Genomic DNA, 25,844 nt, shown 5'->3' on the forward strand with positions numbered 1-25,844 from the left:
CACCGAGCCGCTAGGCGAGGCGGCGTATCGAGACCACTTGCGTCACATGAATGCTCGACCATCGTCGGACGTCACCTGATCTCGATACGGCTCCTCGCTGCGCTCGTCACCTACTCGATCAGCGAGCGAGGTCACCCACAATCAGCGAGCGAAATTGCCCACAATCAGCGAGCGAAATTGCCCACATTCAGCGAGCGAGGTTGCCCACGACCAGCGAACGAGGTCACCCACAATCAGCGAACGAAGTCACCCACAATCAGCGAGACGGGTCACCCAGGAGCAGCGAGACAAGTGTGAGCGTGACCGCCCAGCTCAGTCCAACCAGTCCAGCACCGCGGCCGCCGTCCAGCTCTGCTGCATGCTGCCCAGCGGCTCGCCGGTGAACGGTTCGTAGTACTCGGCGAACGCGCCGTCGGTGGCCTGCCGCAAGCCTTCCTCCCGCAGCCGGGCCGATCGTTCGGTCCAGCCGCGACGGGCGAACGCCCAACTGAACAGCCACGTCATCACCGGCCATACCGGCCCGCGCCAGTATTCGCGCGACCGGAAGTCCATCGAGATCGGCGACGTCGACGGAGGCACCGCGTACCGCAGATCAGGATGGCCACAGAACCGCGGGCCGTCGAACAGCCGCAGCAGGGCGCGCTCGCGTTCACGCGAGAGCCCGCCACAGATCAGCGGCGCGAACACCGCGAGGGTCTCGGTGTTGATCCACTGGTCGGTGCGCAGGTCGTAATCGCGGGCGGCGCCATTGCGTTCGTTGGCCGACGCCACCACACCCGCGCGGAATCGGTCGGCCCACGCGCGTAGGTCGCGAACATCGGAGCGCGGTTTGGAGTAGTCCTCGCCGATGGTGGCCAGCACATCGCAGGCGACCGAGAAGATGGCGCTGACGAAGACGTCCTCGACGGCGAAACTCATCACCTTCGGCAGCAGGTCGTCGTCGTAGTTGGAGCGCTTCATCTGCTCGACCAGCCAGAGGTAGCGGTCGTATTCGAGGTCCGACGGCCGCATCGACAAGTCACCGACGTGGTCGAGATCGGCACGCACGTAGGCGGGCAGATCCACCCCGGGCACCACGTTGGCATACGGCCGGTCCCAGCGCGGCGAGTTGTCCATCCCCGATTCCCAGCCGTGGAACAGGGTGACGCGGCCGTTGCCGTGCGGGTCGCGTGCATGGGCGAGCCAGCGATGCCACCGCACCAGCGACGCCCAGCGACGGTCGATGAACTCGTTGGCCACCGACCGTGTGGTGCGCCCGTGGCGGCGCGAGTGGTCGAGGATGCGTTGCACGGCGATCGCATGCACCGGCGGCTGGGTGATGCCGGAGGTGTCCGGCGCGTCGGGGGCCGCCGGCGCAAGGCGCGCACATTCCCAGCGCGCCGGACCGGGGAAGTACCCGTCGCGGCCGTTGGCGAACACGATGTGCGGGATCATGCCGTTGTCCCACTGCGCCGACAGCAAGGTGTCCATCTCGATCACCGCCCGCTCCACCGATAACGGCGCAAGTCCGACGGTGACGAAAGCGGCGTCCCAGCTCCACATATGTGGGTACAGCTTGGGCGCGGCGCTCGTCATCGTGCCCAGATCGTTGCCGCGTAGCAGGTACGCGGCGCGGGCTGACAACTGAGTCGGGGTGAATCCATACCGGGCCACCCGTCGATTCTGCACCGGGTCGACGGTCGTCGCGCAGCGAGGAGGTCACAGATGCGCGCCGGGGTAACGTCGATGCCGTGTCGACCGCATTGATCACCGGGGCCAGCCGTGGCCTCGGCGCCGAGATCGCCCGACAGCTCGCACCGACCCACGATCTGCTGCTCGGCGGTCGCCCCTCACCCGAACTCGACCAGCTCGCCGCCTCGCTCGACGGGGCGAGCACCTTCCCCGTCGAATTGACCGACTACGAGGAGGTGGAGGCCGCCGTCGAGGCCATCTCGTCGCTCGACGTACTCGTCCATAACGCGGGCGTCGGCAGCAGCCTGGAGACCGTCGCCGACACCCCGGTCGAGGAATGGCATCAGGTACTCGAAGTGAACCTGGTGGCCGCTGCCGAGCTGACACGGCTGCTGCTGCCCGCACTGCGCGCAGCGGGCGGGCATGTGGTGTTCATCAACTCCGGCGCCGGCCGCCGCGCCAATCCCCGCTGGGCGCCGTACGCGGCGAGCAAGTTCGGCCTGCGTGCGCTCGCCGACGCGTTGCGCGCCGAGGAACCCACGCTGCGCGTGACCTCGATCTTCCCCGGCCGGATCGACACCGACATGCAGCGCGACATCGTCGCCAATGAAGGCGATGATTACGATCCGAAGCGGTTTTTGACCACCTCCACCGTCGCGTCGGCGGTGGTGCATGCGGTCACCACGTCGGCCGACGCCCATCCAGAAGAGATCGTGCTGCGCCCGACCGGCCGGCGCTGACCGCTACAGCTGCTTGAGGTCGGACTGCTCCCACACCGCTCGCATCGACGACACCTTGCCGTCGGCGTTGAACACCATGATGTCGATCGGGGTGATCTCGAACTTCATCCCGGCGGTGCCTGTGACCAGGGTGAACTCGAAGACCCCAGTGTCCCCGGCGATCTTCTTCCATTTCAGTGTCGCGGTGCGCTCGTCCATCCCGGTGATGACGGAGTAGAACTCGATCAGCTCCTCGCGGGTGGTGCGTAGTTCAGCGCCGATCGGGTCCTCGACGGTGGCGTCGGGCGCGTAGAGATCGGCGATCTGCTCGGCCGTGCCGTTGTTCAACAGCTCCACGTACGCGTCCACCGTCGCGTTGATCTGCTCGCTCAGGGTCCCCTGTTCCACCGTCATGGCCGGCCTTTCGTCGTCGAAGTAGAACGTGTTCTAGTTCGTGACGGTAGCACTGCGGGCTGGTGGGCCACCCATCGTTCGGCCAGATCCCGGATCGGCAGGCATTCTTCGGTCACCACCGAAGTGCATCAGTCGACGTCGGGCAGACGTCCCAGCAACAGGAGCCGCAGCACATGGCGGAGATGTCGCGGATCGACTGGAGGGTGTCGATGCGTCGCGCACGGACCTCGCGGGCCACCAACTCGACAGCCACAGCTGCTGCACCAAAGGCACCGGTGCTCGATTACACCTGGAATCCGCCTGGCATCGAGCGGTACTGAGAATCGCCGAGAGGCGTGAGCAGCCAGTCCATGGTGGCGAGTCGGCTCTTGCCGGAATGAGCGATGAATTCTGGCCACTCTCGACGTCTGTAGTCACGGCGGACGAACCCGTCCGCGCTGATATCGCCGATGTCCACAGGCATCGCGAGGAGACGAGGTTCACGATGACCGACGCGACCGGCGCAACACTGACCCATACCTTCGACGCCACTCCAGATGCCGTGTTCGACGCGTGGACGACTCCGACACTCTTCTCGACGTGGTTTGGCGGCAGCGCCAACGAGGTGCCCGTCGACTCCGTCTCGATCGACGCGCGCCCCGGCGGCACTTGGATGGCCACCATGATCCTCGGCGAGGAGATGCCCGACCTCCACTGGCACGGTGCGTATCTCGAGGTACAGCGGCCCCACAGGCTTGTCCTGACCATGACCGACGAATCTGGTGACGATCGCGAAGTCCTCACCGCCGACTTCGTAGCCATCGACAGCGGTACCGAACTTCGGTTCAGCCAAACCGGCGGAAACCTCACGCCCGAGCAGTACGGGTACGCCGCGTCCGGATGGCACGCTGCGTTCGAAACGCTGGACAAACTGCTCGCCGACTCGCCCTAACCCTCGGCCCGCACCGACCTCTCGAGATAGTCCAACCCCTGCCGCATCTGCGCGATCACCCGTTCCGCTCCCGGCTCGGTGTCGCCCGCAACGGGGTCGAGCACGGAGTGGACGGCCATGTCGGCCAGCTGCCGCGCGATGGTGCGGTCGGCCTCGGCGTCGCCCGGATGATGCCACCACGCGATCCAGTTGAGCATGCCGACGATGCCGAGCGCCGACACCCGCGGATCGGCCGGCCGGAACTGCCCCGCGTCGATCCCCTCCTCCACGGCGGCGACCAACTCCTTGAGCACCCGCCGACGGCTCTGCCGATAGGTGTCGGCCACCCCGGCGGGCAGCTCGGCCTCGGACCGGATCAGCACTCGGAACCGATCGAGCGTCTGGGTCTGGTGCAACGCGATCGACATCGCCATCTCGTGCACCTTGGCGACCGGGTCGAGATCGTCGCGCTGGTTGATCTCGTGCAGCAACACCGCCGGCTCCTCGGCAATCTCACTGACCAGCCGGGAGAACAGTTCGTCCTTGTTCGCGACGTAGTGATACAGCGCCGGCCGGGTCAGCCCGGTCGCTTCGGCGATGTCCTGCAGCGTGGTGCTGGCCAGACCCTTCTCGGCGAACAGCCGCGTGGCCTGCTCCATGATCTCGCGCTCGACCAGCTCGCGCCGGGAGTTGCTTCGGCCGCCCTTGGCGGCGGTGGCCACCGTGTCCTCGGTGGTCGCCTTCGGCGTCGAGCTGGTCATAGGCGAAGAATAGTGCCGTCAGACCGCGGCGGTGTGCACAACCTCGGACACGCCACCCCGCCTGGCGGCATCGGCGATGCACACCAGATCGGCACGCAGACTCACCAGCCCGGCCACCAAGTCGTCCTGGGCGTCGGTCGGCGCCTCGACGACCACCACCGCAGCGGTCTCGCGCCGCAACCGTTCACCGAGATCGAGGCGGGTCAGCACCGCACTGCGGTCAGCACTGCCGGTCAGCCACAGCACGGATGCACCCGCCGATCGCGCGACGATGTCGTCGGCGCCGGCCCCCCACGCGGCACCGAGGTCCACGGTGATCACCTCGGTGCCGGGTTCATCCCGCAGCGACTGCGGAGCGGTCCGCCGCGGAAAGGTCAACCCGTGCCTGGCCAGCGGCCGCGCCAACACCCAGTCGGCCAGTCGCTCGGCGGGGACGCGCGCCGGGTCCACCCCGGCGTAGTCCGCAAGACCGCGGGTGGCGACGTCGGGCGCCGACGACACGAACCGATCCAACCCGACCTTCCCGGCCCGGGTCATGTAGGCGATCATCAACTGCTCGACGGGGATGTCGGTGCGGCTCGGGAACGACTCCCACCACAGCTCGCTGCGAGCGGCGATCGACTGCAGATACTCGACGCCCGGACGACGGGCGGCCTCATACGCCGTCAGCGCATCCTCGAGGTTCGATGCGTCTCCCACGGCGCGGTCGAGCGCGATGGCGTCCTCCATCGCCAGCTTGGTGCCCGAGCCGATCGAATAGTGGGCGGTGTGCGCAGCGTCCCCGAGCAACACGACGTTCCCGCTGTGCCACTGCTCGCAGGCGACCGTGCGGAACCGCATCCAGCGGGTGCGGTTGCCGATCAGCCGGTGCCCGCCCAGGGTCTGTGCGAACGCCTTTTCCAGATACCGCAGCGACGCCTCGTCACTGTCGGCAGCCGCCGTCGCGTCGGTCGATGCGTCGAAACCGGCGTCGCACCAGGTGTTCTCATCGGTCTCGATCAGGAAGGTGCTGCGGTCGGCGGCATACGGATAGGCGTGGGCGACGAAGGTGCCGTGTTCGGTGGTCACCGGGGTGAAGATCGCACTCGGGAGGGCGAAATCGGTTCCGCACCAGAGATAGAGGCCGTCACCGGTGGTGATGTGCGGTCGGAACTCGGTAGCGAGGTCGGCACGGGTGGCACTGTTCACTCCATCGGCGGCGATGATTAGGTCGGCGTCGATCTCACCCACGGAGCGGCGCTGCCCGAACTCCAGCCGCACACCGACGTCGGCAGCATGCCTCTGCAGTACCTCGAGCAGGGTCGTCCGTGCGATGGCGAGCAGTTCACCGTGGGACAGCCGTGCCACATCTTCGCCGACCTGCATCGACATCTCGTGCGGATGCGACACGTCGACGATGGCGTCGAGTGACGCCGGATCGGCCTCCCGCAGATTGCGTTGGGTTCGCGACGCCAGCCCTACGCCGAACCCGAATGTGGTGTCCGGCGAGCCCTGTTCGTAGACGGTGACGTCGGCGTCGGGGTGGCTGCGCTTGAGCAGCCGTGCCGCGTACAGGCCGCCCGGCCCGCCGCCGAGCACGGCGATGCGCCTGAGATTCATCGGTCTTTCCTCACTGATCTGGAGTTTCGGCAAGCCTGGCGACAATGTCGGCGCGGAGCCGCTTCTTGTCGATCTTGCCCACATTCGTCTGGGGAAACGCACGCACGAACTCGAGACGTTCGGGCCATTTGAACTTGGCCACGCCGCGCGCCTGGAGATGCTCGCGCATCTCGGACATCGACAGGACTGCACCGTCCACCGTCACGAGATATGCGCAGGTGCGCTCGCCCAGACGTGGATCGGGCATGGCCACGACCGCCGCGTTCGCCACGTTCGGGTGTGTCACCAGCAGCTGTTCGACCTCTTCGGCGTTGATCTTCTCGCCACCGCGGTTGATCAGGTCCTTGATGCGCCCGTCGATCGAGACATACCGGACGCCGTCGATGACGACGATGGACGCCAGATCTCCGGTCCGATAGAAGCCGTCGGAGGTGAAGGCCATCCGATTGTGTTCGGGTGCATCGTAGTAGCCCGGGATGGTGTACGGCCCGCGGCAGGTCAGCTCGCCGACCTCGCCGTCTGCCACCTCGGTCTCGGTGCCGGGTTCGAGGATGCGGATCTCGTCGGTGTCCGCGATCGGTGTGCCGACCGTGGTCATCCTCGCCGACGCCGGCGACTCGTGCGGGGAGACGGTGAACAGACCTTCCGACATCCCGAACAGTTGCCCCGCCCATCGTTTCTCGCCGTCGTCGACGCGCTCGAACAGCTCGGAGCTCACCTTGGCGCCGGACAGGATGACGGTGCGCAGCACTGGTCGGACCTCGTCGAACGCCGGACTCGCGACGGCCTGATAGTGGCCGTGGCCGATGAGGACGTCGGTGGCCCGTGCTCGCGCCATCAACGGAAATGCCTGGGTGACATCGGCGGTCGCCAGAATCAGACAGGCACCGACGGAATGTGCGGCGTGCAGCCCGCAGCTGATCCCGGCGTTGTGGATGATCGGGATCAGGTGTGCGACACGGGTGTCCTCGGTCCAGCCGAGGCGGCGTGCGTAGAGCCGCGCATTGTCCCAGTATTCGACGTGGCGCCGCGGGATCACCTTGGGCACGCCGGTGGTACCGCCGGAGAGCTGGAACGCGACGACGTCGAGCGGATCGATCTCGGCTTGCACCGCCGCGACCCGTGCGCGGGCGTCGTCGGGTGCGATGTCAGCGCCTAGCGTCTCCACCGGGGTCCCCTCACCTGCGGGTGCACCGATGGTGAGCATCGTCCGCAGAGTCGGATGTCCTTGTGCCTGCTCGCGAGCGAAGTCGACGAGGTCGAACGACAGGCCCGCCTCGACGACGTGACCCACGGCGCCGACGGCGCGGGAGATGTGACCGATCTCGTGTCCGCGGTGCGCGGCGAGGGTGGCCACCGGCACCAGTCCCGCTTTGATGCAGCCGTACCAGGTGAGCACCGTTTCCAGCCGATTGGTCGCCTGGAAGATGATTGGCTCCCCCGGAGACAATCCGAGGTCGAGCAGCCCGGCGGCGATCTGATCGGTACGCCGCCCGAGTTCGCGGTAGGTGATCGTGCCGGCATCGGTGGTCACGGCAGGCCGGTCGGCATATCTGTCGACACTGTCCTGCAGGCGATGTGCCAGTGGCCGATCCGTCCACTCCCCCGCCCTCCGGTATGCCTCGGCGCGGTCCGCGGGGTACCCGACCAGCCGATCGCCCCATCGCGCTCGACCGGCCGGCTTCGTCATCGTCATCGGCCCGCCACCGCGGGGAGCAGCTGGGCGAGTTCGGCGACCCGATCGGGATGGTCGACCGGGACGATGCCCGAGTAGATCGCGGTCCAGCAGCCGGGACAACACTGCTGCCGGAACACGACCTCGGTGTCGACGTACTCACCGGGATCGGAGGTGACCTGCGGTCCCGCGTCGCTCGACGGACCGTCGTAGCGAGCCAGGTCGAGGCGTCCGGACTTGCTGTCACCGAGAAGCCGTCCACAGTGGGCACATCCGACTGCGCGCGACTCCCCGATGGTGACCTCGACGAGGTTGTCGTCGAGCCGACGCGCATGGCTCAGGTCGAGGTTCGCCTCCTGGCTCTGCGGGACATCGGACCGGTCGCGGCGGATCTCGCGCAGCTCGTTGCGCTTCTTCTCGGTGCCGGCCTCGTCGACCTGTCCGCTGGCGAGCACGACGCCGTAGTTGTCGGCCGCGCCAGTCGCGGTGACCTTGCCGTTGCGGACATCGTCGGCCACCGCGTCGGGCTCGCGACGCAGTGGATCGCCGTAGCCACCACCGCCCTGCCAGTGCATGTACAGCACCTCGCCGGGCGCCAGGTAGCTTTCGGCGTAACAGGGGCCGAGTTCCTTGTCGCCGGACAGATCTTCCAGTGTTGCCGGAATCGTGCCCTGCGCCAACAGCTCCTGCACCCCGGATGCGCGGGCGAGGATCTCCAGCCCGGTGTTGCCGGGCAGACCGCCGGCCAGCCCGGAGTTCTGCGCGACTGCCTTCCCGGCAGACGCGAACACCAGTCCCATCGGCAGACTCGTTCCATACGGGGTGACCGCCAACGACGCCGATACACCGCCACGATGCCGTCCGGGCCCGCCGGAGTCGGGTTCTTCACGGCGCCACAGGGTCAGCAGCGGGTAAAGGAACTCGGTCATCTCGGTGTCGGGGATGCGGCCCATCGGGATGCAGAACAGGCCGCCGGTGTCCATCCCGTCGGCGACCGGCCGGGCCCCGTAGCCACCGGCCATCGGTTCCATCATGATGTTGAGGAACGGCACCGGCTGCTCGCCACGTTCGTCGAGACCGGCGACGACGGCGGTGTCCCAGGTGCCGCAGCACGACGCCTGCACGTTCTTCCCGAGTTCGAGATGGCGGTCCAGCATCTGCGCCAGACATTCGGCGATCAGGTTGCCGGTCAGCCAGGCCGGGCCGATCGGTCCGCGACTCACCGCGGCCGGGAAGGTGGCGTTGTTGATCGTCCCCTCCTCGGCGATCATGTCGAAACAGCGCATCAATCCGCCTGCCGACCAGGGGATGTCCCCGGCGAGGATCGGCAGCAGCGCCAGCATCACCCCGCCCCGCATACCGGCGTAGGTGCAGTTGATGACGCCGGTCTGCGGGTCGGTACCGGTGAAGTCGAACGACAGGTGGTCGGCTTCTTTGGTCATCGCGACGGTGATCTTGTGGACCTCGCGGTCACCGGTCTGCGCCTGATCCTGGTATCCGGTGGCGTGCCAGGTACCGTCGGGCAGGTCGGTCAGCTTGGCGCGCAGCCGACTCTCGGCGTCGGCCATCATCCGTTTCATCACGGCCTTCACCGTGTCCGCACCGTACTGTTCGATGACGGCGAGCAGACGGTCGCGACCCACACTGTTGGCACCGATCTTGGCGCGCAGGTCGAGACCGACGAGCATCGGCACCCGCGACCGCCGGACCCAGACGTCGGCGACGTCGCGCTGTAACTCGAAGTCACGCACCACCTTGATCGGTGGCGTCGGAAGCGATTCGGAGAAGACATCTTTGGCGGCCGGGTCGAAGGAGCCGAGTCCGGACCCACCGAGGTCGGGTTCGTGGCAGATGGCGCTGGTCCAGCCGAACAGCTGGCCGTCGTAGAACACCGGCTGGTAGACGATGACGTCGCTCTGGTGCAGTCCGCCGCCGACCCACGGGTCGTTGCAGAGGAACATGTCGCCCTCGGTGATGCCGGGGTTGGTCGACCGGTTCTGCAGCGTCCAGTAGATGGCGAGGTCGACGGCGCCGACGAGCATCGTGTTGTAGAGGCCCACCTGGACCTCCTGGCCGATCTCGTCGCTGACCGCGAAGTCGAAGTCGTTGGCGTCGGTCACGATCGGTGATCCGGACATACGCTTGAGCGCTTCGCCCATCTCGTCGGTCACCGACCACAGGCGGTGCCGGATCACCTCGTAGGTGAGGGGATCGACGGCGTCGATCTGTTCCTGGGTGACGGTGTGAACGGGCAGCGACGGCGGCAGTGAGCGGGCCAGCGCGTCGAGGTCTGTCGGGCGGCTGGAGAAGACCTCCGAGCCGGGAATGGGTGCGGTCATGAATACAGAACTCCTGTGGCTGTTGGCTTATGCCTGGTCGACGGTGATGGTGAGGTTGCCGAGGCGGTCGATCTCGCCGGTGGTGTCGTGCGGGATCACCACCGTCGTGGTCGGCACCTCGATGACGGCGGGCCCGGCGATGACGTGACCGGCGCGCAGGCCCGCGTAGTCGTAGATGTCGGTGTCGACGAATCCGCGGCGGCCGTCGAGGCACACCTTGCGCATCCCGACGTGCGCGTCGCTCGGGTCGGCGGAGTCGGCGACGGCGAGTTCTGGCAGTTCAGGAGAAAACGGCAGGACGCCGGTGCCGCGGACGCGGTAGGTGATGGCCTGGATACCGGCTTCGCGGAACCCGCTGTCCTTGCCGTACAGGTCCGCATACTTCTTCTCGAATGCCTCAGCTGCATCGGCGATCTCGGTGGAGGTGAGCGACCCGTCGGGCAGCGGCGTGGCGACCTCGGCCAGCTGCATGGTGTAGCGCATGTCGATCTCGCGCTCCATCACAATAGACGCGAAGTGCAGGCCCTGCCGGTCGAGCTGGTCACGAACCTGTTCCTCGAGCACCTTGAAGTTCTGCTCCACCCGGGCGGGATCCAGCGGCATCGCGGCCGGGTCCGAGAGTTCCTTGGCGAGAACGATATCCGACGATGCCAGGCCGTAGGCGGAGAACGCCGAGGCGACCTGACCGAGCGGGACGACGACCCGCGATGCCCCGATCTCCTGCGCGTACAGCCCGCAGTGCGCAGGCCCGGAACCGCCGAAGGCGTAGACGATGAAGTTGCGGGGGTCGTGGCCGGCTTCGACGACGGTCTTGCGCAGCAGGTCGCCGGTCTGCGCGTTCTGCACCGCGTAGATGGCGGCGGCAGCGTCCTCGACAGACAGGCCGAGTGGTTCCGCGATGCGGGTCCGGATGGCCTCGCGTGCCTTGGTGATGTCGAGCGCCTTACGCCCGCCGAGCAAGCCGCGTTCGGGCAGGATGCCCAGCACCAGGTTGGCGTCGGTGTTGGTCGGCTCGGTGCCGCCCTGGCCGTAGCAGGCGGGGCCGGGAACGGCCTGCGCACTGTGCGGACCGATTTGCAGGTTGCCACCGGCATCCAGCCAGGCGATCGCTCCGCCACCCGCGCCGATCGCGTGGACTTCGAGCGTGGGCACGTTGATCGGATGGTGGTTGATGATCGTCGTCGACGACCGCACCGGCTCGCCATCGACGACCAGGCCGACGAGGAACGTGGTGCCGCCGGCGTCGGTCGCGATGATGTTGTCGTGGCCGAGTTGGCGGCCGAGCGACACCGAGCCGACGACACCACCGGTGAGCACCGAACCCACAGTCGAGATCGCGTTGCCCGGCGCCTCCGACGCGGCCACCGCACCACCGTTGCTCTGCATCACCAGCAGCGGACCGGCCAGCTGGTGTTCGCGGAGTCGACCCTCGAGTTCGCCGAGGTAGTCGCGCAGGCCCGGCCCGATCTGGGTGCTCATGATGGTGGTCGCGTTGCGCGCGAACTCCCGGATGCGTGGACTGACCTCGCTGGACAGTGAGACGAACACCGTCGGGTCGATCTCGTGCACGATGTCCCGGATGCGCTGCTCATGGGTGGGATTGCGGAACGACCACAGCAGCGACACCGCGATGGCGCTGATGCCCTGGTCGAGCAACGTGCGCACCGCCGCACGGACCTCGTCCTCGTCGAGGTTCACGATGACCCGACCGTCGCGGTCCACCCGCTCGGTCACCTCCAGCGCATGGCGTTTGTCCACCAGTCCGTGGGACTTGCTCTGCGCCATCACGTTCTGCAACTGCTCGGGCGACCGACCGAGGTAGCGGCCCTCCACGTTCATGATGTAGATCGAGTCGCGGTGACCTTTGGTGGTGAGGAACCCGACGTCGGGGACCTTGTTCATCACCAACGCGTTCAGCGACGACGTGGTGCCGTGCGCGATGTGATGGGTATCGGCGAGCATGTCGTCGAGCGGTCGGCCGAGTTGCTCGGCGAGCACCGCGAGGACATCCATCACGCCTTCGGAATAGTCGGGTGGTGTCGAGGGCGCCTTACCGGCGACCACCAGGCCGTTCCCGTCGTCGAGAACGGCATCGGTGAACGTCCCACCGACGTCCACTCCGATCACGTATGCCATGGCCAGGTACTCCTTTGTCAGCTGGATTGACGTTGGCGTTGAGTATTCGACGCCGACGACTCACTGTCAAGGCTTGGATGTGAGTACGGTCACCCGATTGTGCCCGTGTCGCGGCTGTTTGCCCAGTTCAGGACCGGTTGTGGCGCACCCTTGACGAATTTTCGTTTGCGTCGAATAATTGTCGTTGGCGTCAACGTGACGTCGAGCGGCCCGTTCGTCGGCCGAAATCGAAAGGACCACAGACACATGGGTGTCCATCGCATCGGCCTCGTGGTGCCGAGTTCGAACGTCACCGTGGAGACCGAGATGCCGGCGCTGCTGAACCGCCATCCGGTATCCGCGTTCTCCTTCCACTCGACCCGGATGCGGATGCATCAGGTGTCGGCCGAAGAACTCGCGGCGATGAATGCGCAGCGCGAACGCTGCGTCATGGAGATCGCCGACGCGTCGCCCGACGCGATCCTCTACGCGTGTCTCGTGGCACTCATGGTCGGCGGACCCGGCGAGCATCAACGCGTCGAGAGTGCCGTCGCCGAACAACTCGCCGCCGGTGGCTCCGACGCGATCATCCGCTCGAGCGCCGGAGCCCTCGTGGAGGCGTTGCGGGCAATGGATGCGAAGCGGATCGCGATCGTCACGCCGTACATGCGGCCACTCGCCGAGAAGGTCGTCGTCTATCTGGAGGCCGAGGACTTCACCGTCGTCGACTGGCGGGCCCTGGAGGTCGCCGACAACGCCGAGGTCGGCTGCATTCCCGGCGACCGGGTGATGGACGCGGCCCGATCGCTCGACCTCACCGACGTCGACGCACTGGTGCTGTCGTGCTGTGTGCAGATGCCGTCGCTCCCCCTGATCGACGATGCGGAACGCGAGTTCGGCATCCCGGTGCTGTCGGCGGCCACCGCCGGTGCCTACAGCATTCTGCGCGGCCTGGGCCTGTCCGCCTCGATCGACGGAGCCGGCAGTCTGCTGCGCGCCGACCTGGCGTCCGTACCCGCCTGAACCATTCCCGCTCAACCCAAGGAGTAATGATGAGCGAACTCGTCCATAAGGTGCGTGGCGTCGACCACGTCGCCTACCCGACCTTCGATCCGGCCGCGACGGTGCGGTTCTACCGTGACGTCCTGGGCTTCCCGGTGGTCCACTCGATCTGTGCCGCCGGTTGGGGACCGGACAAACATCCCGACTTCATCCACTTCTTCTTCGACATCGGCAACGACGACCGGCTCGCGTTCTTCTACTACTTCGGCCTCGAACCGTTCGACGGTGGACCGCAGGGTGACTCGTATTCGCGGTTCGCCGAGGACGTGCCGATCTGGTTCATCCGGTCCCGGCACTTGGCGATTCACGTCGACAGCGAGGAGGACCTGCTGGAATATCGCCGCCGCCTCGACGGCAGCGAGTGGCCGGTGGAGATGCAGATCCAACACGAGACCATCGAATCGATCTACACCCACGACCCGAACGGCTACATGATCGAGGTCACCCGGGCGATGCGGCCGGTGACCCCGCAGGAGGACCTCGACGCCAATCTCACCATCGACGCCCTGATCGACGTGGTATCGCAACCGAATCCGAGCATGGCCGCGCTGCTGGCGCGCAAGGCGGAGAAGATCGTCGAACGCGCAGCGACCTGGCAAGAGGAGCACACCGAGCGCGAGGCGGTGTCGGTTCGATGACCACCCTGTTCATTCTGGACGTACCTGAGAACAAGCCCGTTGCCGCGGTGGCCGGCGAAGACCCGGACGTGACCGTCGAGCACCTCGGACCGTATTTCCGCATCACCGCCGATGACGCCATCGTCGTGGACCGTCGTGCGACCGGATGTCGGCATGCGGTCTGGTACAGCAGCGTCGCCGGTCTCCTCGATTCGCGGATCACCCAGTGGGACAAGGACGCCCTGCGGGTCGAACCGAGCGTGGTGTCCGGCCGATGATCGTCTCGACACCGCCCGCAACGAGTGGGATCGGCGCGGGCCGCTACATCGAGTCCGCCGAGCAGCCCGCGAACACGACGACGTCGGTGCACGAGCTGTCGACGGCCGACGGCGCGAAGGTCACCGGGGTGCTGCGCACGGTTCCCGGCGCGTCGACGGTGATCGCGCTGATGCATCCCCGTCAGGACCTCACCCATCACGTGCTGGTGCCAGAGCTGCTCGCGCGCGGCTTCGCGGTGTGGACGCAGGGCACGCGGTCGGTGAACAACGACTTGAACCTCGTCCATGAGCAGGCACTACTCGATGCCGCGGCAGGTCAGGTCTTTCTGCGCGACAATGGCTTCGGCTCGGTTCTGACGCTGGGACACTCAGGAGGTGGTGCGCTGTTCGCCTTCTATCACGAACAGGCGGGACTCGCCCCGGATAATCGTCTGGCGGCCACACCGGCCGGACGTCCGATCGACCTCGCCGGTGCCGACATGCCCGTTCCCGACGGCGCGATCTTCCTGGCCCCGCATCCCGGCCAGGGACAGCTGCTGCTGAGGCTCATCGACCCGTCGGTGAGCGACGAGAACGACCCACTGAGTGTGGACCCGTCACTCAACCCGTTCGACCCAGCCAACGGGTTCGCCGAACCACCCGAATCGTCCTCCTACTCTGCGGAGTTCATCGAACGCTACCGCACCGCACAGCGGAACCGGGTGGCGCGCATCGACGCCGTCGCTCGCGACTTCGTCGCCGAATCCGGCCGCGCACGTGCGCACTTCACGGTCTCCGGCGACCCGGCCGATCGTCGTGCGGCGTTGGCGCCGCGGGTGATGACCGTCTACCGCACCGACGCAGACCTCCGTTTCGTCGACCTCTCGCTGAATCCGAACGACCGCCCGTACGGGTCGCTGTTCGGCCGTCGCCCCGACCTCACCGACTACGGACTCGTCGGCTTCGGCCGACTCGCCACACCCGAGGCGTGGCTCTCGACGTGGTCGGGCCTGTCCAGCAACGCAGGTTTTCTCCGCTGCGCACCCGAGGTGCGGGTACCGACCCTGTTCGTCGAACTGACCGGCGATCAGGCCTGCTTCCCCGAGGATGCGGTGGAGATGGTGAACGCCTTCGGCGCGGATGATGTCACCCACGTCCGCGTCGAGGGAACCCACTTCGGTGGACCCATACGGAAGGGCGCGCCGACCGGGGCGAGCCTGGCGGCGGCGGAGATCGGGGGGTGGTTGGCGCAGCGGTTCGGCTGAAGCCCCGATGAGTTCTGCGATCCGGTGCAGTCTTACTTTCATGGGCACACTCATCTATGGCTTCACCGTTTCGGCGGACGGCTACATCGCCGACGCACAAGGCAGCATCGACTGGTCCGAACCCAGCGATGAACTGCATCAGTACTGGAATGACTTCGAGCGGGAAACCGCCCTGTCGCTGTACGGGCGGCGGCTCTACGAACTGATGTCCGCGTACTGGCCGACCGCCGATCAGGACCCGGACGCCGGCCCGATCACCACCGACTTCGCCCAGGTGTGGCGTGACATGCCCAAGGTCGTCTTCTCGAACACCCTGGAGTCGGTCGATTGGAATTCCCGCCTCGAACGCGGCGACCCGGTCGAGGTGGTGACGAAGTTGAAGGCCGAGACCGACGGCCAAATGGAGGTGGCCGGCGCGACTCTGGCCGCGCCGATCATCCGGGCCGGGCTGGTCGACGAGTTCCGCCTGGTGGTTGCTCCCACCGCTGTCGGCGGCGGACTCCCGTTCTTCCCGTCGCTGCCGTCCTGGATTTCGCTGCGGCTGGTGGAGAACCGCACTTTTCCGGGCGGAATCGTGCTGTTGCGGTATGAGGTCCAGGGCGACTGATCTACTTCAGATCCGCGCTCGATTTCCCCAACACCCGCCGCGCAATGATCAACTGCTGGATCTGCTGGGTGCCTTCGAAGATGTCGAGGATCTTCGAGTCACGTGCCCACTTCTCCAGCAGCATGGTCTCCGAGAAGCCGGCGGTGGCACCGACTTCCACCGCCTTGTTGGTAATGTCGGTGACGGTGCGACCGGCCTTGGCCTTCGACATCGACGCCTCAGCCGAGTTCGGTTCTTTGTTGTCGGCCATCCACGCTGCCCGCAGCGTGTGCAACCACGACGCCTCCCAGTCGGATTCGAGGCGGATGAACTCGCACACCGATGCATGCTGGGAGGCTGCCGGTGCGTCGTAGTCGATCTCGCGGCCCGCTTCCTCCAGCATGCGTCGCAGTTCTTCGAGCGCGGCACGTCCCAGACCGATCGCCATCGCGGCGACGACGGGACGCGTGTTGTCGAAGGTCTGCATCACCCCGCCGAACGCCTTCTTGGTGTCCACCTCAGGCGATCCGAGCAGGTTCTCGGCGGGCACGCGGGCATTCTCGAAGCGGATCACGGCGGTGTCCGACGACTTGATGCCGAGCTTGTGCTCGAGGCGGGCGACGGTCACCCCATCGGTGGTCACCGGGACGACGAAGCTTTTGATGGCGGCACGGCCGGCGCTTTTGTCGATCGTCGCCCACACCACCACGTGGTCGGCGCGGGAACCGGCGGTCACGAAGATCTTCTCGCCGTTGATCAGGTAGTCGTCGCCGTCGCGGGTGGCCGTCGTCGACACCGCGGCCGAATCCGAACCGAAGCTGGGTTCGGTGATGGCCATCGCGGCCCACACCCCGGAGAACTTCTCGAGCTGTTCCTCGGTGGCGACCGCGGCGATCGCGGCGTTGCCGAGTCCCTGGCCCGGGATCGACAGCAGCAGGCCGACGTCGCCCCAGCTCATCTCGCGAGCGGAGATCAGGGCGCGCATGTTGGGGCCGTTCGCCGACGGGCCATCGGCCTCTGCTGACGTCGCCTCCCCGTCGGATTCCCGCTCCTGCGCCCGCGACTGTTTGGCGAGTTTGCCCAGATCATCGAGCTCGGCCGGGTACTCGTGTTCGGCCTTGTCGTACCTGCGGGAGATCGGACGGAAGATGTGCTCCGCCGCCAGATGGGTGCGCTCGACCGTCGAATCGAACTTCTTCGGGAGCTCCAGGTTGATCGCCATGCGCACATCTTACTGGGGAGTAAGTTCATTTCCAACCCCGCGCGGTTCTTTTGCAACCCTCATTGAGGACTTAGGCTCTTACGCGTGGCATACGACCTCGATCTCGCTTATCGCATCCGCGGGATGCTCTCGACCGAATGCGGGGTCGACGAGCGGTCGATGTTCGGTGGCCTCGCTTTCCTGATCAACGGCAACATGGCCCTGGCCGCCAGCGGCCAGGGCGGCATCATGGTGCGCGTCCCGCCCGAGCAGACCCAGGGTCTGCTGGAGTTCGACCACACCGAGCCCATGGTCATGTCCGGCCGCGAGGCACGCGGATGGCTGCGCGTCTCCGACGAGGGCATCCGCACCGAACGTCAGCTGCAGCGCTGGGTCACCCTCGGCTCCGACTACGCGCGCAAGCTGCCCCCGAAGTAGCACGCACCGCCCCGCAGCGCCATCAGATGCCCGATCTGCGCGGCCAGACACCCAATAAGACGACCGAGGTGTCCCCGGGCAACCACCGCTGGCGACAATCCCTCGCCAGTCCCAATACGGCGGCCGACAGACCGCGGCCACCGTCCACGATCTGCCCATGCTGAAGCCGAACCTGCGCCGCGTCCACGTCACGACCGGTTCGAAGTCGGGCGGTCACCGCAGCGTGACACGGCACGCACATGTCGGCGAACTCAAACCAACAGAGGTCGTACTCGTCGACGGCATCCGGGTCACCTCACTCGAACGCACCGCCGTCGACATCGCGTGCACCACGTCAATGGGTTTCGCCGGTGCGCTCGCCGTCTTCGATGCCGCGCTTCGCCTGGGCGCCGACCACACGGCGATGTCGGTCATGCTGCGGCGTCGGCGTCCCGGCATCGCCCAGGCACGCCGGGCATTGCATCACGCCGACGGGGCATCGGAGAACCCCGGCGAGTCATGGGACGCGCGCAGATGATCGAAGCCGGACTGCCGATCCCACGCCTGCAGCATGAGTTCCGTGGCGAGAATGGAAAGCTGGTCGCGCGAACCGACTACGACTGGGGCGGACTCCTCGTCGGGGAGTTCGACGGAGACGTGAAGTACCGGAAACACCTCAAACCCGGAGAATCGCCTTTCGACGCGATGAAGCGAGAGAAGAACCGGGAGGACGAGCTGCGGAAGATGGGGATCATGGTGATCCGCTGGACCTGGAACGACCTCGAGCAGGGGCGAGTCGTCGGACTGATCCGGGACTGGCTCGCCCGACTCAGCCTCTCGGCCGCCTGAGCATCGAATTTATCCGCGCACCCGTCATGCTCGCGCGCATGTCGCGACGTGCGCGCGAGCGCGATGGGTGCGCGGTTGGACAGGCGCGCGCCACACGGCCCCGCGCTACGGGACGACGTTGACCATCCGGCCGGGCACCACGATCACCTTGCGGGGCTCGCCGTCGAGCAGCGGGGCGATCTTCTCATCGGCCAGGGCGGCGGCCCGCACAGTCGCCTCGTCGGCGTCGGCGGCAACGGTGATGCGACTGCGCACCTTGCCCTTCACCTGGATGGGGATCTCGATGGTGTCCTCGACCAACCACTGAGGATCTGGTTCGGGGAACGGACCCCGCGCCAGCAATCCGTCGTGGCCGAGCCGATGCCAGAGTTCTTCGGCGAGGTGCGGAGCCAGCGGCGCCAGCATGATCACCAGCGGTTCCACCACCGCACGTGGCGCGCCGGTCTTCTCGAAGTTCTTCGTCAGGTGATTGGTCAGCACCGTCAGCTTCGCCACCGCGGTGTTGTTGCGCAGTTCGGCGTAGTCCTCGCGGACACCGGCGATCGTCTTGTGCAGCAACCGGATCGTGTCGTCGTCGGGTTCGGTGTCGCTGCAGCGCAGGGCCCCGGACTCCTCGTCGACCACCAGGCGCCAGATACGTTGTAGGAAGCGCTGCGATCCGACGACGTCCTTGGTCGCCCACGGCCGTGACTGATCGAGCGGACCCATGAACATCTCGTACACGCGCAGCGTGTCGGCGCCGTAGTCTCGGCAGATGTCGTCGGGTGCAACGGAATTCTTGAGCGACTTGCCCATCTTTCCGTATTCCTGAGTCACCTTCTCGCCGTTGTAGAAGAAGGCGCCGTCGCGTTCCTCCACCTCCTCGGCGGGAACATAGAGTCCACGCGAGTCGGTATAAGCGTAGGCCTGGATCATGCCCTGGTTGAACAGCTTCCGATACGGCTCCCTACTGGTGACGAAGCCGAGGTCGAACAACACCTTGTGCCAGAACCGCGAATACAGCAGGTGCAGCACGGCATGTTCGACGCCGCCGATGTAGAGGTCGAGCCCACCCGGATCGTCGGGCCCGTGCAGAGCCGGCCGCGGGCCCATCCAGTAGGCCTCATTCTCCTTGGCGCACAGCGTCTCTTCATTGGTCGGGTCGATGTAGCGCAGCTGATACCAGGAGCTGCCGGCCCACTGCGGCATCACGTTGGCGTCACGGGTGTAGGTCTGCAAACCGTCGCCGAGATCGAGTTCGACGGTCATCCAGTCGGTCGCCTTGGCCAACGGCGGCGACGGCTCACTGTCGGCGTCCTCGGGATCGAAGGAGACCGGCGCGTAGTCGTCGACCTCCGGGAGTTCCACCGGCAGCATCGATTCCGGCAGCGGATGGGCCACGCCATCGGCGTCGTAGACGATGGGGAACGGTTCGCCCCAGTAGCGCTGGCGGGCAAACAGCCAGTCGCGCAGCTTGTACTGGATCGTCCCGGTACCGGCGCCCTCGGCCTCCAGACGCTCGACGATGGCCGCCTTGGCATCCTCCACCGACAGCCCGTTCAGGTAGTCGGAGTTCACCAGCGGTCCGTCGCCGGTATAGGCCTCGGACTCCACGCCCTGCTCGGAGCCGATGACCTCGCGAATCGGCAGCCCGAAAGCAGACGCGAACTCGTGGTCACGCGCGTCGTGGCCCGGCACGGCCATGATGGCGCCGGTCCCGTAGCCCATCAGCACGTAATCGGCGATGAACACCGGGATCTGCTGCCCATTCACCGGGTTCGTGGCGAAGGAGCCGGTGAACACACCGGTCTTCTCCTTGTTCTCCTGACGCTCCAGATCAGATTTGGCCGCGATCGCGGCGCGGTAGCCCTTGATCGCCGCAGCCGGGTCAGCCGCGCCGCCGGTCCAGCGCTCGTCGGTATCGGCGGGCCACCCCTCGGCGGTCAGCGCGTCGACGAGCGGATGCTCCGGCGCGAGCACCATGTAGGTGGCGCCGAACAGGGTGTCGGGACGGGTGGTAAACACCTCGATGGCGTGCGGTCCGCTCGCGAACCGGACCTGGGCACCGCGCGAGCGTCCGATCCAGTTGCGCTGCATGGTCTTGACCTTGTCGGGCCAGTCCAGCAGTTCCAGGTCGTCGAGCAGTCGGTCGGAGTACGCGGTGATCCGCATCATCCACTGCCGCAAGTGCTTACGGAACACCGGGTAGTTGCCGCGGTCGCTGCGGCCGTCGGCGGTGACCTCTTCGTTGGCCAGCACCGTGCCCAGCCCGGGGCACCAGTTGACCAGCGAGTCACTCTGGTAGACGAGCCGATAGGAGTCGATGACCTCGGTCCGCTCGGCGGCCGACAATGTCGCCCACTCGCGGCCGTCACCCACCGCGCGGGCACCGGAATCGAACTCGGCGATCAGTTCGTCGATGCGCCGCGCCTTGCTCTGGTCGACGTCGTACCAGGCGTTGTAGATCTGCAGGAAGATCCACTGCGTCCAGCGGTAGAAGTCGACATCGGTGGTGGCCACCCGGCGCCGTTCGTCGTGGCCGAGTCCCAGGCGACGAATCTGACCCAGGTACCGCTCGATGTTGGCCTCGGTCGTGGTGCGCGGGTGGGTACCGGTCTGCACCGCGTACTGCTCGGCGGGCAACCCGAACGAGTCGAAGCCCATCGTGTGCAGCACGTTCTTGCCCGTCATCCGCTGATAGCGAGCGAAGACGTCGCTGGCGATGAAACCCAGCGGGTGCCCGACGTGCAGGCCGGCGCCCGACGGGTACGGGAACATGTCCTGGATGAACATCTTGTCCGGGGCGTCGGGTGCGGCGCCGCCGACGGTGCTGAGGTCACCGGCCAGCGGCCCCACCGGGTTGGGTGCCTCGTAGGCGTGCTGGTCCGCCCAAGTGCGCTGCCACCGGGCTTCGATCTCACCGGCGAGCTCCGCGGTGTACCGGTGGCCGGGCACATTCGCCTCCGGGGCCGTCGATGCGGTGCGGGCAGAATCAGCTGAAGTCACCCGACCAGCGTAAATCGTCCCCGGCGGTGGGCTGTCGTGGGGAGTGGATCGTCGCGCATACTGCGTCCCGCCTCCTCGACGACGCCGCCCGGGCGAACCGATGGTCGGCGGGCGCACAGACGACGATTCGTGCTGCTACGACCGTCAGTCGTATGGTTGTCGCTGTGAACGTCCTGCTTGTTGTCGCTGCCGTCATCGTCTTTGCGCTGGCCGCGATGTGGCTCGTGGTGGGCGCGCTGGCCATCACCGGCCGGCTGCGACGCAATCGGTGGGTGGGTGTCCGTGCAGATGCGACCATGCGCTCCGACGAGGCGTTTGCCGTCGCGAACCGGGTGGCTGCGCCGGGTGAGCTGGCCGCCGCGGGCATCCTCGTGCTCGCCGGGATCCTCACCCTCGGAGTGAGTGGCTACTGGGCGTTGGTGTTCGCGGTCATCGGAGTGGTCGCCGCCCTGTTCGTCGTCGGCATCGTCAGTGCCTACGGCGTGCGCGCTGCGGCCGCCGTGCCCGAGGACAACCCGGCCGACGACTGCGGCACGTCGAGTTGTGGCGCCTGCAGCCTACGGGGAGTCTGCTCGAACGAGTCCGCTCAGGCCTGACTCGCGTGGCAGTACCCCTGCGCGTCGCACACGACTGGTTCAACCGCTCCCCCGTCGACGGCTTCATCCTCGCGATCCTCGGTGCCGTCATCGTCGCCGCACTGCTTCCGGCGAAGGGCGACGCCGCCGAGGTCCTCGACTGGGTGGTCGTGGTGGCGATCGCCGCGCTGTTCTTTCTCTACGGCACCCGACTGCATCCGCGGGAGGCCCTCGACGGCCTCAAGCACTGGCGCCTGCACCTCACCATCCTCGCGTTCACCTTTGTGGTGTTCCCGCTCGTGGGCCTCGCCATAGGTCCGCTCGTCGAGCCGATCGTCGGCGACGACCTGTACGCCGGCCTGCTGTTCCTGTGCCTGGTGCCGTCCACGGTGCAGTCGTCGATCGCGTTCACCTCCATCGCCCGCGGCAATGTGCCGGGGGCCATCGTCAGCGCGTCGGCGTCGAACATCCTGGGTGTGGTGCTGACCCCGTTGCTGGTGGTGTTGCTGATGACCACCGACGGCGACGTCACGATCGACGGCACATCGGTCCTGAAGATCCTTGGTCAGATCCTGCTGCCGTTCATCGTCGGCCAGATCGCCCGTCCGTGGGTGGGCCCGTTCTTCGCCCGGCACGCCAAGATCACCAAACTCGCCGATCGCGGCACCATCGTGCTGGTGGTCTACGTGGCGTTCAGCGAGGGCGTCCGGGAGGGCATCTGGTCGATCGTCGACGCCGGGCAACTGGTAGCCGTCGCGGTGATCTCACTGATCCTGGTGCTGGTGATGCTTCTGGTGACCCGATGGGTGCCGCAACGCCTCGAATTCTCCCGCGAAGACGTGATCGCCATCCAGTTCTGTGGCACCAAGAAGAGTCTCGCCACCGGTCTACCGATGGCGACGGTGCTGTTCGCCGGTTCGACGGTCGGCCTCATCGTGCTCCCGCTGATGATCTTCCACCAGATCCAGCTGATCCTCTGCTCATGGCTGGCCACCCGCTACGGTCGCGAGGCAGACGCGGCGACCGTTTCGTAGTAGAGGACGCTCGGCGTTTCGTCTACTGCGAGGAAACAGAAACTAGCTACACTGGCCAGATGGCTGCCGACTCCACGAAGACGATCCGGGACACCGGCGACCCCGCGCCCGTGCATCGAGAGGTCGACGGGGACGCGCCGACCGGCGGCGACCTGGAGGCCGCGATCGCGCATCAGGTCCGGATGCTGCGCCGCAACGCCGGGATGTCGGTCGCGGACATGGCTGCCAAGGTCGGCATCTCCAAGGCCATGCTCTCCAAGATCGAGAACGCCCAGACCTCGTGCAGTCTCTCGACTCTTGCGCGTCTCGCCGCCGGACTCGACGTCCCGGTGACCTCGCTGTTCCGGGGCGCCGACGTCGAGCGCGAGGCGATCTACACCGAAGCGGGCAAGGGCGCGGTGATCGTGGGCCGCGGCACCCGCGTCGGCCATCACTACGAACTGCTCGGCGGTCTGCGCGGGCAGCACAAGCGACTCGAACCCGTGTTGGTCACCCTGACCGACGACAGCGAGGTGTTTCCCCGTTTTCAACACCCCGGCACCGAGATGCTGTACATGCTCGAGGGCGTCATGGTCTACGGGCACGGCAACGCCGAGTACACGCTGCGGCCGGGTGACTGTCTGCTCCTCGACGGGGAGGGCATCCACGGGCCGCATGATCTGGTCCGGCTGCCGATCCGCTTCCTGGCCGTCACGGCGTATCCGGACAATCACCGCGACGAGTAGCGCAGCGGCTACCCGATCGCTTGCGAGACCGGCAGATTCAAGAAACTCGGCCGCCGCGGATCGAGCTGAATGTGTTGCGGCTTCAGCTGCGACTCGTTCAGCAACGGCCGTAGCGGCAATCCACGCGGCAGGTTCATCGCGAACACGTCGACCCGCAGCCGGTGACCGGCCTTGATCAATGCCTCCGTGGGCAGCAACCCGATGTCGATGGCAACCGGACGGCCGGGTCGCACTCGCTCCCGCGAATCCAGGGTCAAGGTGTAGAACGGGTCGGTCACATCACCGTTGGACGCGAACTGCGACCGGGACCGCTCGTAGTTGCGTAGCGACGCGACCACCTGACCGGAACTGATCACTTTCGACGTCCCGTCGGGTGCCACATCGTTGAGGGTGGCCGTCCAGTACCCGTCGGTCGCATCCATCACCGCGTTCACCCGCACATTCGCGTACCCGGACACGCTGCGCGTGGTGCGCACCGGGGCGCTGGTGAAGGTGAGCGCGTTGCGTTCGGAGATCCGTGCGTCTTCGGCGCACCACGGGAACAAGGCCGTGGCGCCGGCTGTCTGCTGTGCGGAGTCACGAGAGCACAACGTCAGCACACCGGGTGAGATCGTCAGCCGGCCTCGCGAGCCGGTCGGCGCGGTGGTGAGGCTGCCGTCGCGGACCGCATGCGGCGCGGTCCCGCTGCGCCGATCATCGAGGTAGAGCCGCTGTCGGGTCATCCCGGCGCGCGGGAACTGCTGGGCGGTCATCCACGCGTCGCCGACCTGTTTGAGGTTGACCGGTCCGTAGCGGTCGATGCCGTTGTCGATGCCCTTGAGCCACTTGTCGAACCACGCCTTCTGCAGGACGTCCAGGCGTGGCGGGGTGCCGGCACGGCCCTGCTGGCCGCCGCCGATGGTCAGGTGATAACCGTCGCCCATGATGAGCTGTTTGCGGCCCGGCGCGAGCGGGATCTTGTTATACATCCGCACCTCGCTGTTGGTGAACAGGTCGAACCAGCCGCCGTAGATGAACGTCGGCGTGGTGATGCGCTCGGCATGGTCGAGCCACGACGTGCGTGGCTCCGAGTTGGTCGTGAGGAGCTCGTCGAGCTGCGGTGGAACCGACGGGATGTCGGGGGTGAGCAGCGCTGCGAACAGCTCCGGGTAGAAAGTGAACGGATCGGAGATGCGGTCGGCCAACCACGTCCAGTCGAAGGTGCCGTCGAGCATCGACGCGACGTTGGGCACCATCTTGGTGCTGTTCACCAGGGTCAGCCACATCGGCAGGAAGCCGACGCCGAGCGCACCACCCGGGGCGACGATGTCGCGGATGAGGTCGCCGCCCGGCTCCACGGGGAAAATCGCCTTGAGCGCAGCCGGGTTCTTGTTGGCCGCCTGAATCTGGTTGATCGCCGAATAGGAGACCCCGGACATGCCGACCTTGCCGTTGGAGAACCGCTGCTTGGCAGCCCAGTCGATGACCTCGACGGTGTCGGCCTGTTCGCGGCTCTGGAACACATCCCATCGGCCCTGGGAGAACCCGGTTCCACGGACATCGACGACGACCTGGGTGTAACCGCTGCGTACCAGATCCTCGTCGACCAGGAACGTGCGCGCACCACCATCGCGCAGGGTATTGGTCAGCTGCGAGACGTCGGCGATGTCGCGGATCGGCGCCGCGATCTGACTGATGCCGTCCACCAACTGCGTCAGGAACGGACCGAGCACCGGGTGCTGCGTGACTGCCGTACCAACGGCGGTGATGAGCTTGGTGTACGGGGTCATGTTGACGACGACCGGGTGGCGTTGCGACGTCGCCCGACCCGACTTGTCGGCTGGGCGGTAGACGTTTGCGCGCAGCACCGTCCCGTCACTCATCCGGATCGGCACATCCCAGCTCACCGACACCCCGGCATACGGCTGCGGACCGTCGTGCGACGTGGCCCATCGTGCGGCCGACGCCCCACCGGTTGCAGACGGTTGTGCCCCCGCGGTTGCGGGCAGGACCAGCATCGTCACCGCGACGATGAGCACCCCGACCCCACGAGCCACCCGCACACTTCTGACTGCAACCCCCACGCCGC

The 25,844-nt window shown here is 66.7% G+C and carries 23 protein-coding genes; 13 read left to right on the forward strand and 10 right to left on the reverse strand.

Annotation, left to right across the window (positions count from 1 at the left end; all coding sequences use genetic code 11):
- Nucleotides 1-312: 312 nt before the first annotated feature.
- Complete coding sequence (gene ggh, locus OSB52_RS11915; RefSeq protein ID WP_235721430.1) at nucleotides 313-1,653, reverse strand: glucosylglycerate hydrolase; 1,341 nt, start codon at nucleotides 1,651-1,653, stop codon at nucleotides 313-315.
- A gap of 77 nt (nucleotides 1,654-1,730) precedes the next feature.
- On the opposite strand from ggh, the gene OSB52_RS11920 reads away from it, so the two are divergent.
- On the forward strand, nucleotides 1,731-2,411 hold the full coding sequence (locus OSB52_RS11920; protein WP_235721431.1) for an SDR family oxidoreductase: 681 nt from the start codon (nucleotides 1,731-1,733) through the stop codon (nucleotides 2,409-2,411).
- A 3-nt stretch (nucleotides 2,412-2,414) separates the two neighbouring features.
- On the opposite strand, the gene OSB52_RS11925 is transcribed toward OSB52_RS11920, so the two are convergent.
- A complete protein-coding gene (locus OSB52_RS11925; RefSeq protein WP_235721432.1) occupies nucleotides 2,415-2,804 on the reverse strand; it encodes a nuclear transport factor 2 family protein in 390 nt (129 codons plus the stop codon).
- Nucleotides 2,805-3,288: 484 nt separating this feature from the next.
- Here OSB52_RS11925 and OSB52_RS11930 point away from each other — a divergent pair, with 484 nt between their 5' ends.
- Complete coding sequence (locus OSB52_RS11930) at nucleotides 3,289-3,735, forward strand: SRPBCC family protein (RefSeq protein WP_266061830.1); 447 nt, start codon at nucleotides 3,289-3,291, stop codon at nucleotides 3,733-3,735.
- On the opposite strand, the gene OSB52_RS11935 is transcribed toward OSB52_RS11930, so the two are convergent.
- The 5 genes from OSB52_RS11935 to OSB52_RS11955 are packed head-to-tail and all read right to left on the reverse strand — an operon-like array spanning nucleotide 3,732 to nucleotide 12,224.
- Complete coding sequence (locus OSB52_RS11935; protein ID WP_266061832.1) at nucleotides 3,732-4,475, reverse strand: TetR/AcrR family transcriptional regulator; 744 nt, start codon at nucleotides 4,473-4,475, stop codon at nucleotides 3,732-3,734. The two genes, OSB52_RS11930 and OSB52_RS11935, sit on opposite strands and share 4 nt — an antisense overlap.
- An 18-nt stretch (nucleotides 4,476-4,493) precedes the next feature.
- Complete coding sequence (locus OSB52_RS11940; RefSeq protein WP_266061833.1) at nucleotides 4,494-6,074, reverse strand: FAD-dependent monooxygenase; 1,581 nt, start codon at nucleotides 6,072-6,074, stop codon at nucleotides 4,494-4,496.
- Nucleotides 6,075-6,084: 10 nt separating this feature from the next.
- Complete coding sequence (locus OSB52_RS11945; RefSeq protein WP_266061835.1) at nucleotides 6,085-7,770, reverse strand: (2,3-dihydroxybenzoyl)adenylate synthase; 1,686 nt, start codon at nucleotides 7,768-7,770, stop codon at nucleotides 6,085-6,087.
- Complete coding sequence (locus OSB52_RS11950) at nucleotides 7,767-10,088, reverse strand: hydantoinase B/oxoprolinase family protein (protein WP_266061837.1); 2,322 nt, start codon at nucleotides 10,086-10,088, stop codon at nucleotides 7,767-7,769. Before OSB52_RS11950 ends, OSB52_RS11945 begins: the two co-directional genes overlap by 4 nt.
- A 27-nt stretch (nucleotides 10,089-10,115) precedes the next feature.
- Complete coding sequence (locus OSB52_RS11955; RefSeq protein ID WP_266061839.1) at nucleotides 10,116-12,224, reverse strand: hydantoinase/oxoprolinase family protein; 2,109 nt, start codon at nucleotides 12,222-12,224, stop codon at nucleotides 10,116-10,118.
- A gap of 246 nt (nucleotides 12,225-12,470) precedes the next feature.
- On the opposite strand from OSB52_RS11955, the gene OSB52_RS11960 reads away from it, so the two are divergent.
- From OSB52_RS11960 to OSB52_RS11980, 5 genes are read left to right on the forward strand one after another with little or no spacing between them, the layout of a single operon-like run.
- Entirely contained in the window at nucleotides 12,471-13,226 is a 756-nt protein-coding gene (locus OSB52_RS11960) for a maleate cis-trans isomerase family protein (protein WP_266061842.1), read from the forward strand.
- Between the two features lie 29 nt (nucleotides 13,227-13,255).
- On the forward strand, nucleotides 13,256-13,903 hold the full coding sequence (locus OSB52_RS11965; protein WP_235721441.1) for a VOC family protein: 648 nt from the start codon (nucleotides 13,256-13,258) through the stop codon (nucleotides 13,901-13,903).
- Nucleotides 13,900-14,160 carry a hypothetical protein gene (locus OSB52_RS11970; protein ID WP_235721442.1) on the forward strand — a complete coding sequence of 87 codons (261 nt, stop codon included), beginning with the start codon at nucleotides 13,900-13,902 and terminating at the stop codon, nucleotides 14,158-14,160. Before OSB52_RS11965 ends, OSB52_RS11970 begins: the two co-directional genes overlap by 4 nt.
- Nucleotides 14,157-15,404: an alpha/beta hydrolase gene (locus OSB52_RS11975; RefSeq protein ID WP_266061845.1), complete on the forward strand. Its 1,248-nt coding sequence runs from the start codon at nucleotides 14,157-14,159 to the stop codon at nucleotides 15,402-15,404. Before OSB52_RS11970 ends, OSB52_RS11975 begins: the two co-directional genes overlap by 4 nt.
- A gap of 40 nt (nucleotides 15,405-15,444) precedes the next feature.
- A complete protein-coding gene (locus tag OSB52_RS11980) occupies nucleotides 15,445-16,011 on the forward strand; it encodes a dihydrofolate reductase family protein (protein ID WP_266061847.1) in 567 nt (188 codons plus the stop codon).
- Between the two features lies 1 nt (nucleotide 16,012).
- Here OSB52_RS11980 and OSB52_RS11985 read toward each other — a convergent pair whose 3' ends face one another.
- Nucleotides 16,013-17,212, reverse strand: coding sequence for an acyl-CoA dehydrogenase family protein (locus OSB52_RS11985; protein WP_266061848.1), 1,200 nt, complete (start codon nucleotides 17,210-17,212; stop codon nucleotides 16,013-16,015).
- Nucleotides 17,213-17,296: 84 nt separating this feature from the next.
- Here OSB52_RS11985 and OSB52_RS11990 point away from each other — a divergent pair, with 84 nt between their 5' ends.
- The 3 genes from OSB52_RS11990 (at nucleotide 17,297) to OSB52_RS25015 (ending at nucleotide 18,457) form a co-directional block, all read left to right on the forward strand.
- Nucleotides 17,297-17,629 (forward strand): TfoX/Sxy family protein, encoded by a 333-nt coding sequence (locus tag OSB52_RS11990; protein ID WP_235721448.1) that lies wholly within the window; start codon nucleotides 17,297-17,299, stop codon nucleotides 17,627-17,629.
- Nucleotides 17,630-17,786: 157 nt separating this feature from the next.
- Entirely contained in the window at nucleotides 17,787-18,146 is a 360-nt protein-coding gene (locus tag OSB52_RS25010) for a hypothetical protein (RefSeq protein WP_308203668.1), read from the forward strand.
- Nucleotides 18,128-18,457 carry a PDDEXK family nuclease gene (locus tag OSB52_RS25015; RefSeq protein ID WP_308203669.1) on the forward strand — a complete coding sequence of 110 codons (330 nt, stop codon included), beginning with the start codon at nucleotides 18,128-18,130 and terminating at the stop codon, nucleotides 18,455-18,457. Before OSB52_RS25010 ends, OSB52_RS25015 begins: the two co-directional genes overlap by 19 nt.
- Nucleotides 18,458-18,562: 105 nt before the next feature.
- Here OSB52_RS25015 and leuS read toward each other — a convergent pair whose 3' ends face one another.
- Nucleotides 18,563-21,442 carry a leucine--tRNA ligase gene (gene leuS, locus OSB52_RS12000; RefSeq protein ID WP_266061850.1) on the reverse strand — a complete coding sequence of 960 codons (2,880 nt, stop codon included), beginning with the start codon at nucleotides 21,440-21,442 and terminating at the stop codon, nucleotides 18,563-18,565.
- A gap of 152 nt (nucleotides 21,443-21,594) precedes the next feature.
- Between leuS and OSB52_RS12005 the strand changes: the two genes are divergently transcribed.
- From OSB52_RS12005 to OSB52_RS12015, 3 genes are read left to right on the forward strand one after another with little or no spacing between them, the layout of a single operon-like run.
- On the forward strand, nucleotides 21,595-22,038 hold the full coding sequence (locus OSB52_RS12005; protein ID WP_266061852.1) for an SdpI family protein: 444 nt from the start codon (nucleotides 21,595-21,597) through the stop codon (nucleotides 22,036-22,038).
- Nucleotides 22,039-22,043: 5 nt separating this feature from the next.
- Nucleotides 22,044-23,051: a bile acid:sodium symporter family protein gene (locus OSB52_RS12010; RefSeq protein ID WP_266061853.1), complete on the forward strand. Its 1,008-nt coding sequence runs from the start codon at nucleotides 22,044-22,046 to the stop codon at nucleotides 23,049-23,051.
- A gap of 59 nt (nucleotides 23,052-23,110) precedes the next feature.
- Complete coding sequence (locus OSB52_RS12015; RefSeq protein WP_235721451.1) at nucleotides 23,111-23,776, forward strand: helix-turn-helix domain-containing protein; 666 nt, start codon at nucleotides 23,111-23,113, stop codon at nucleotides 23,774-23,776.
- Between the two features lie 8 nt (nucleotides 23,777-23,784).
- On the opposite strand, the gene OSB52_RS12020 is transcribed toward OSB52_RS12015, so the two are convergent.
- Nucleotides 23,785-25,773: a CocE/NonD family hydrolase gene (locus OSB52_RS12020; RefSeq protein WP_277615115.1), complete on the reverse strand. Its 1,989-nt coding sequence runs from the start codon at nucleotides 25,771-25,773 to the stop codon at nucleotides 23,785-23,787.
- Nucleotides 25,774-25,844: the final 71 nt, after the last annotated feature.

Source organism: Gordonia aquimaris (genome assembly GCF_026262595.1).
In the GTDB taxonomy this organism is placed as follows: Bacteria; Actinomycetota; Actinomycetes; order Mycobacteriales; family Mycobacteriaceae; genus Gordonia; species Gordonia tangerina.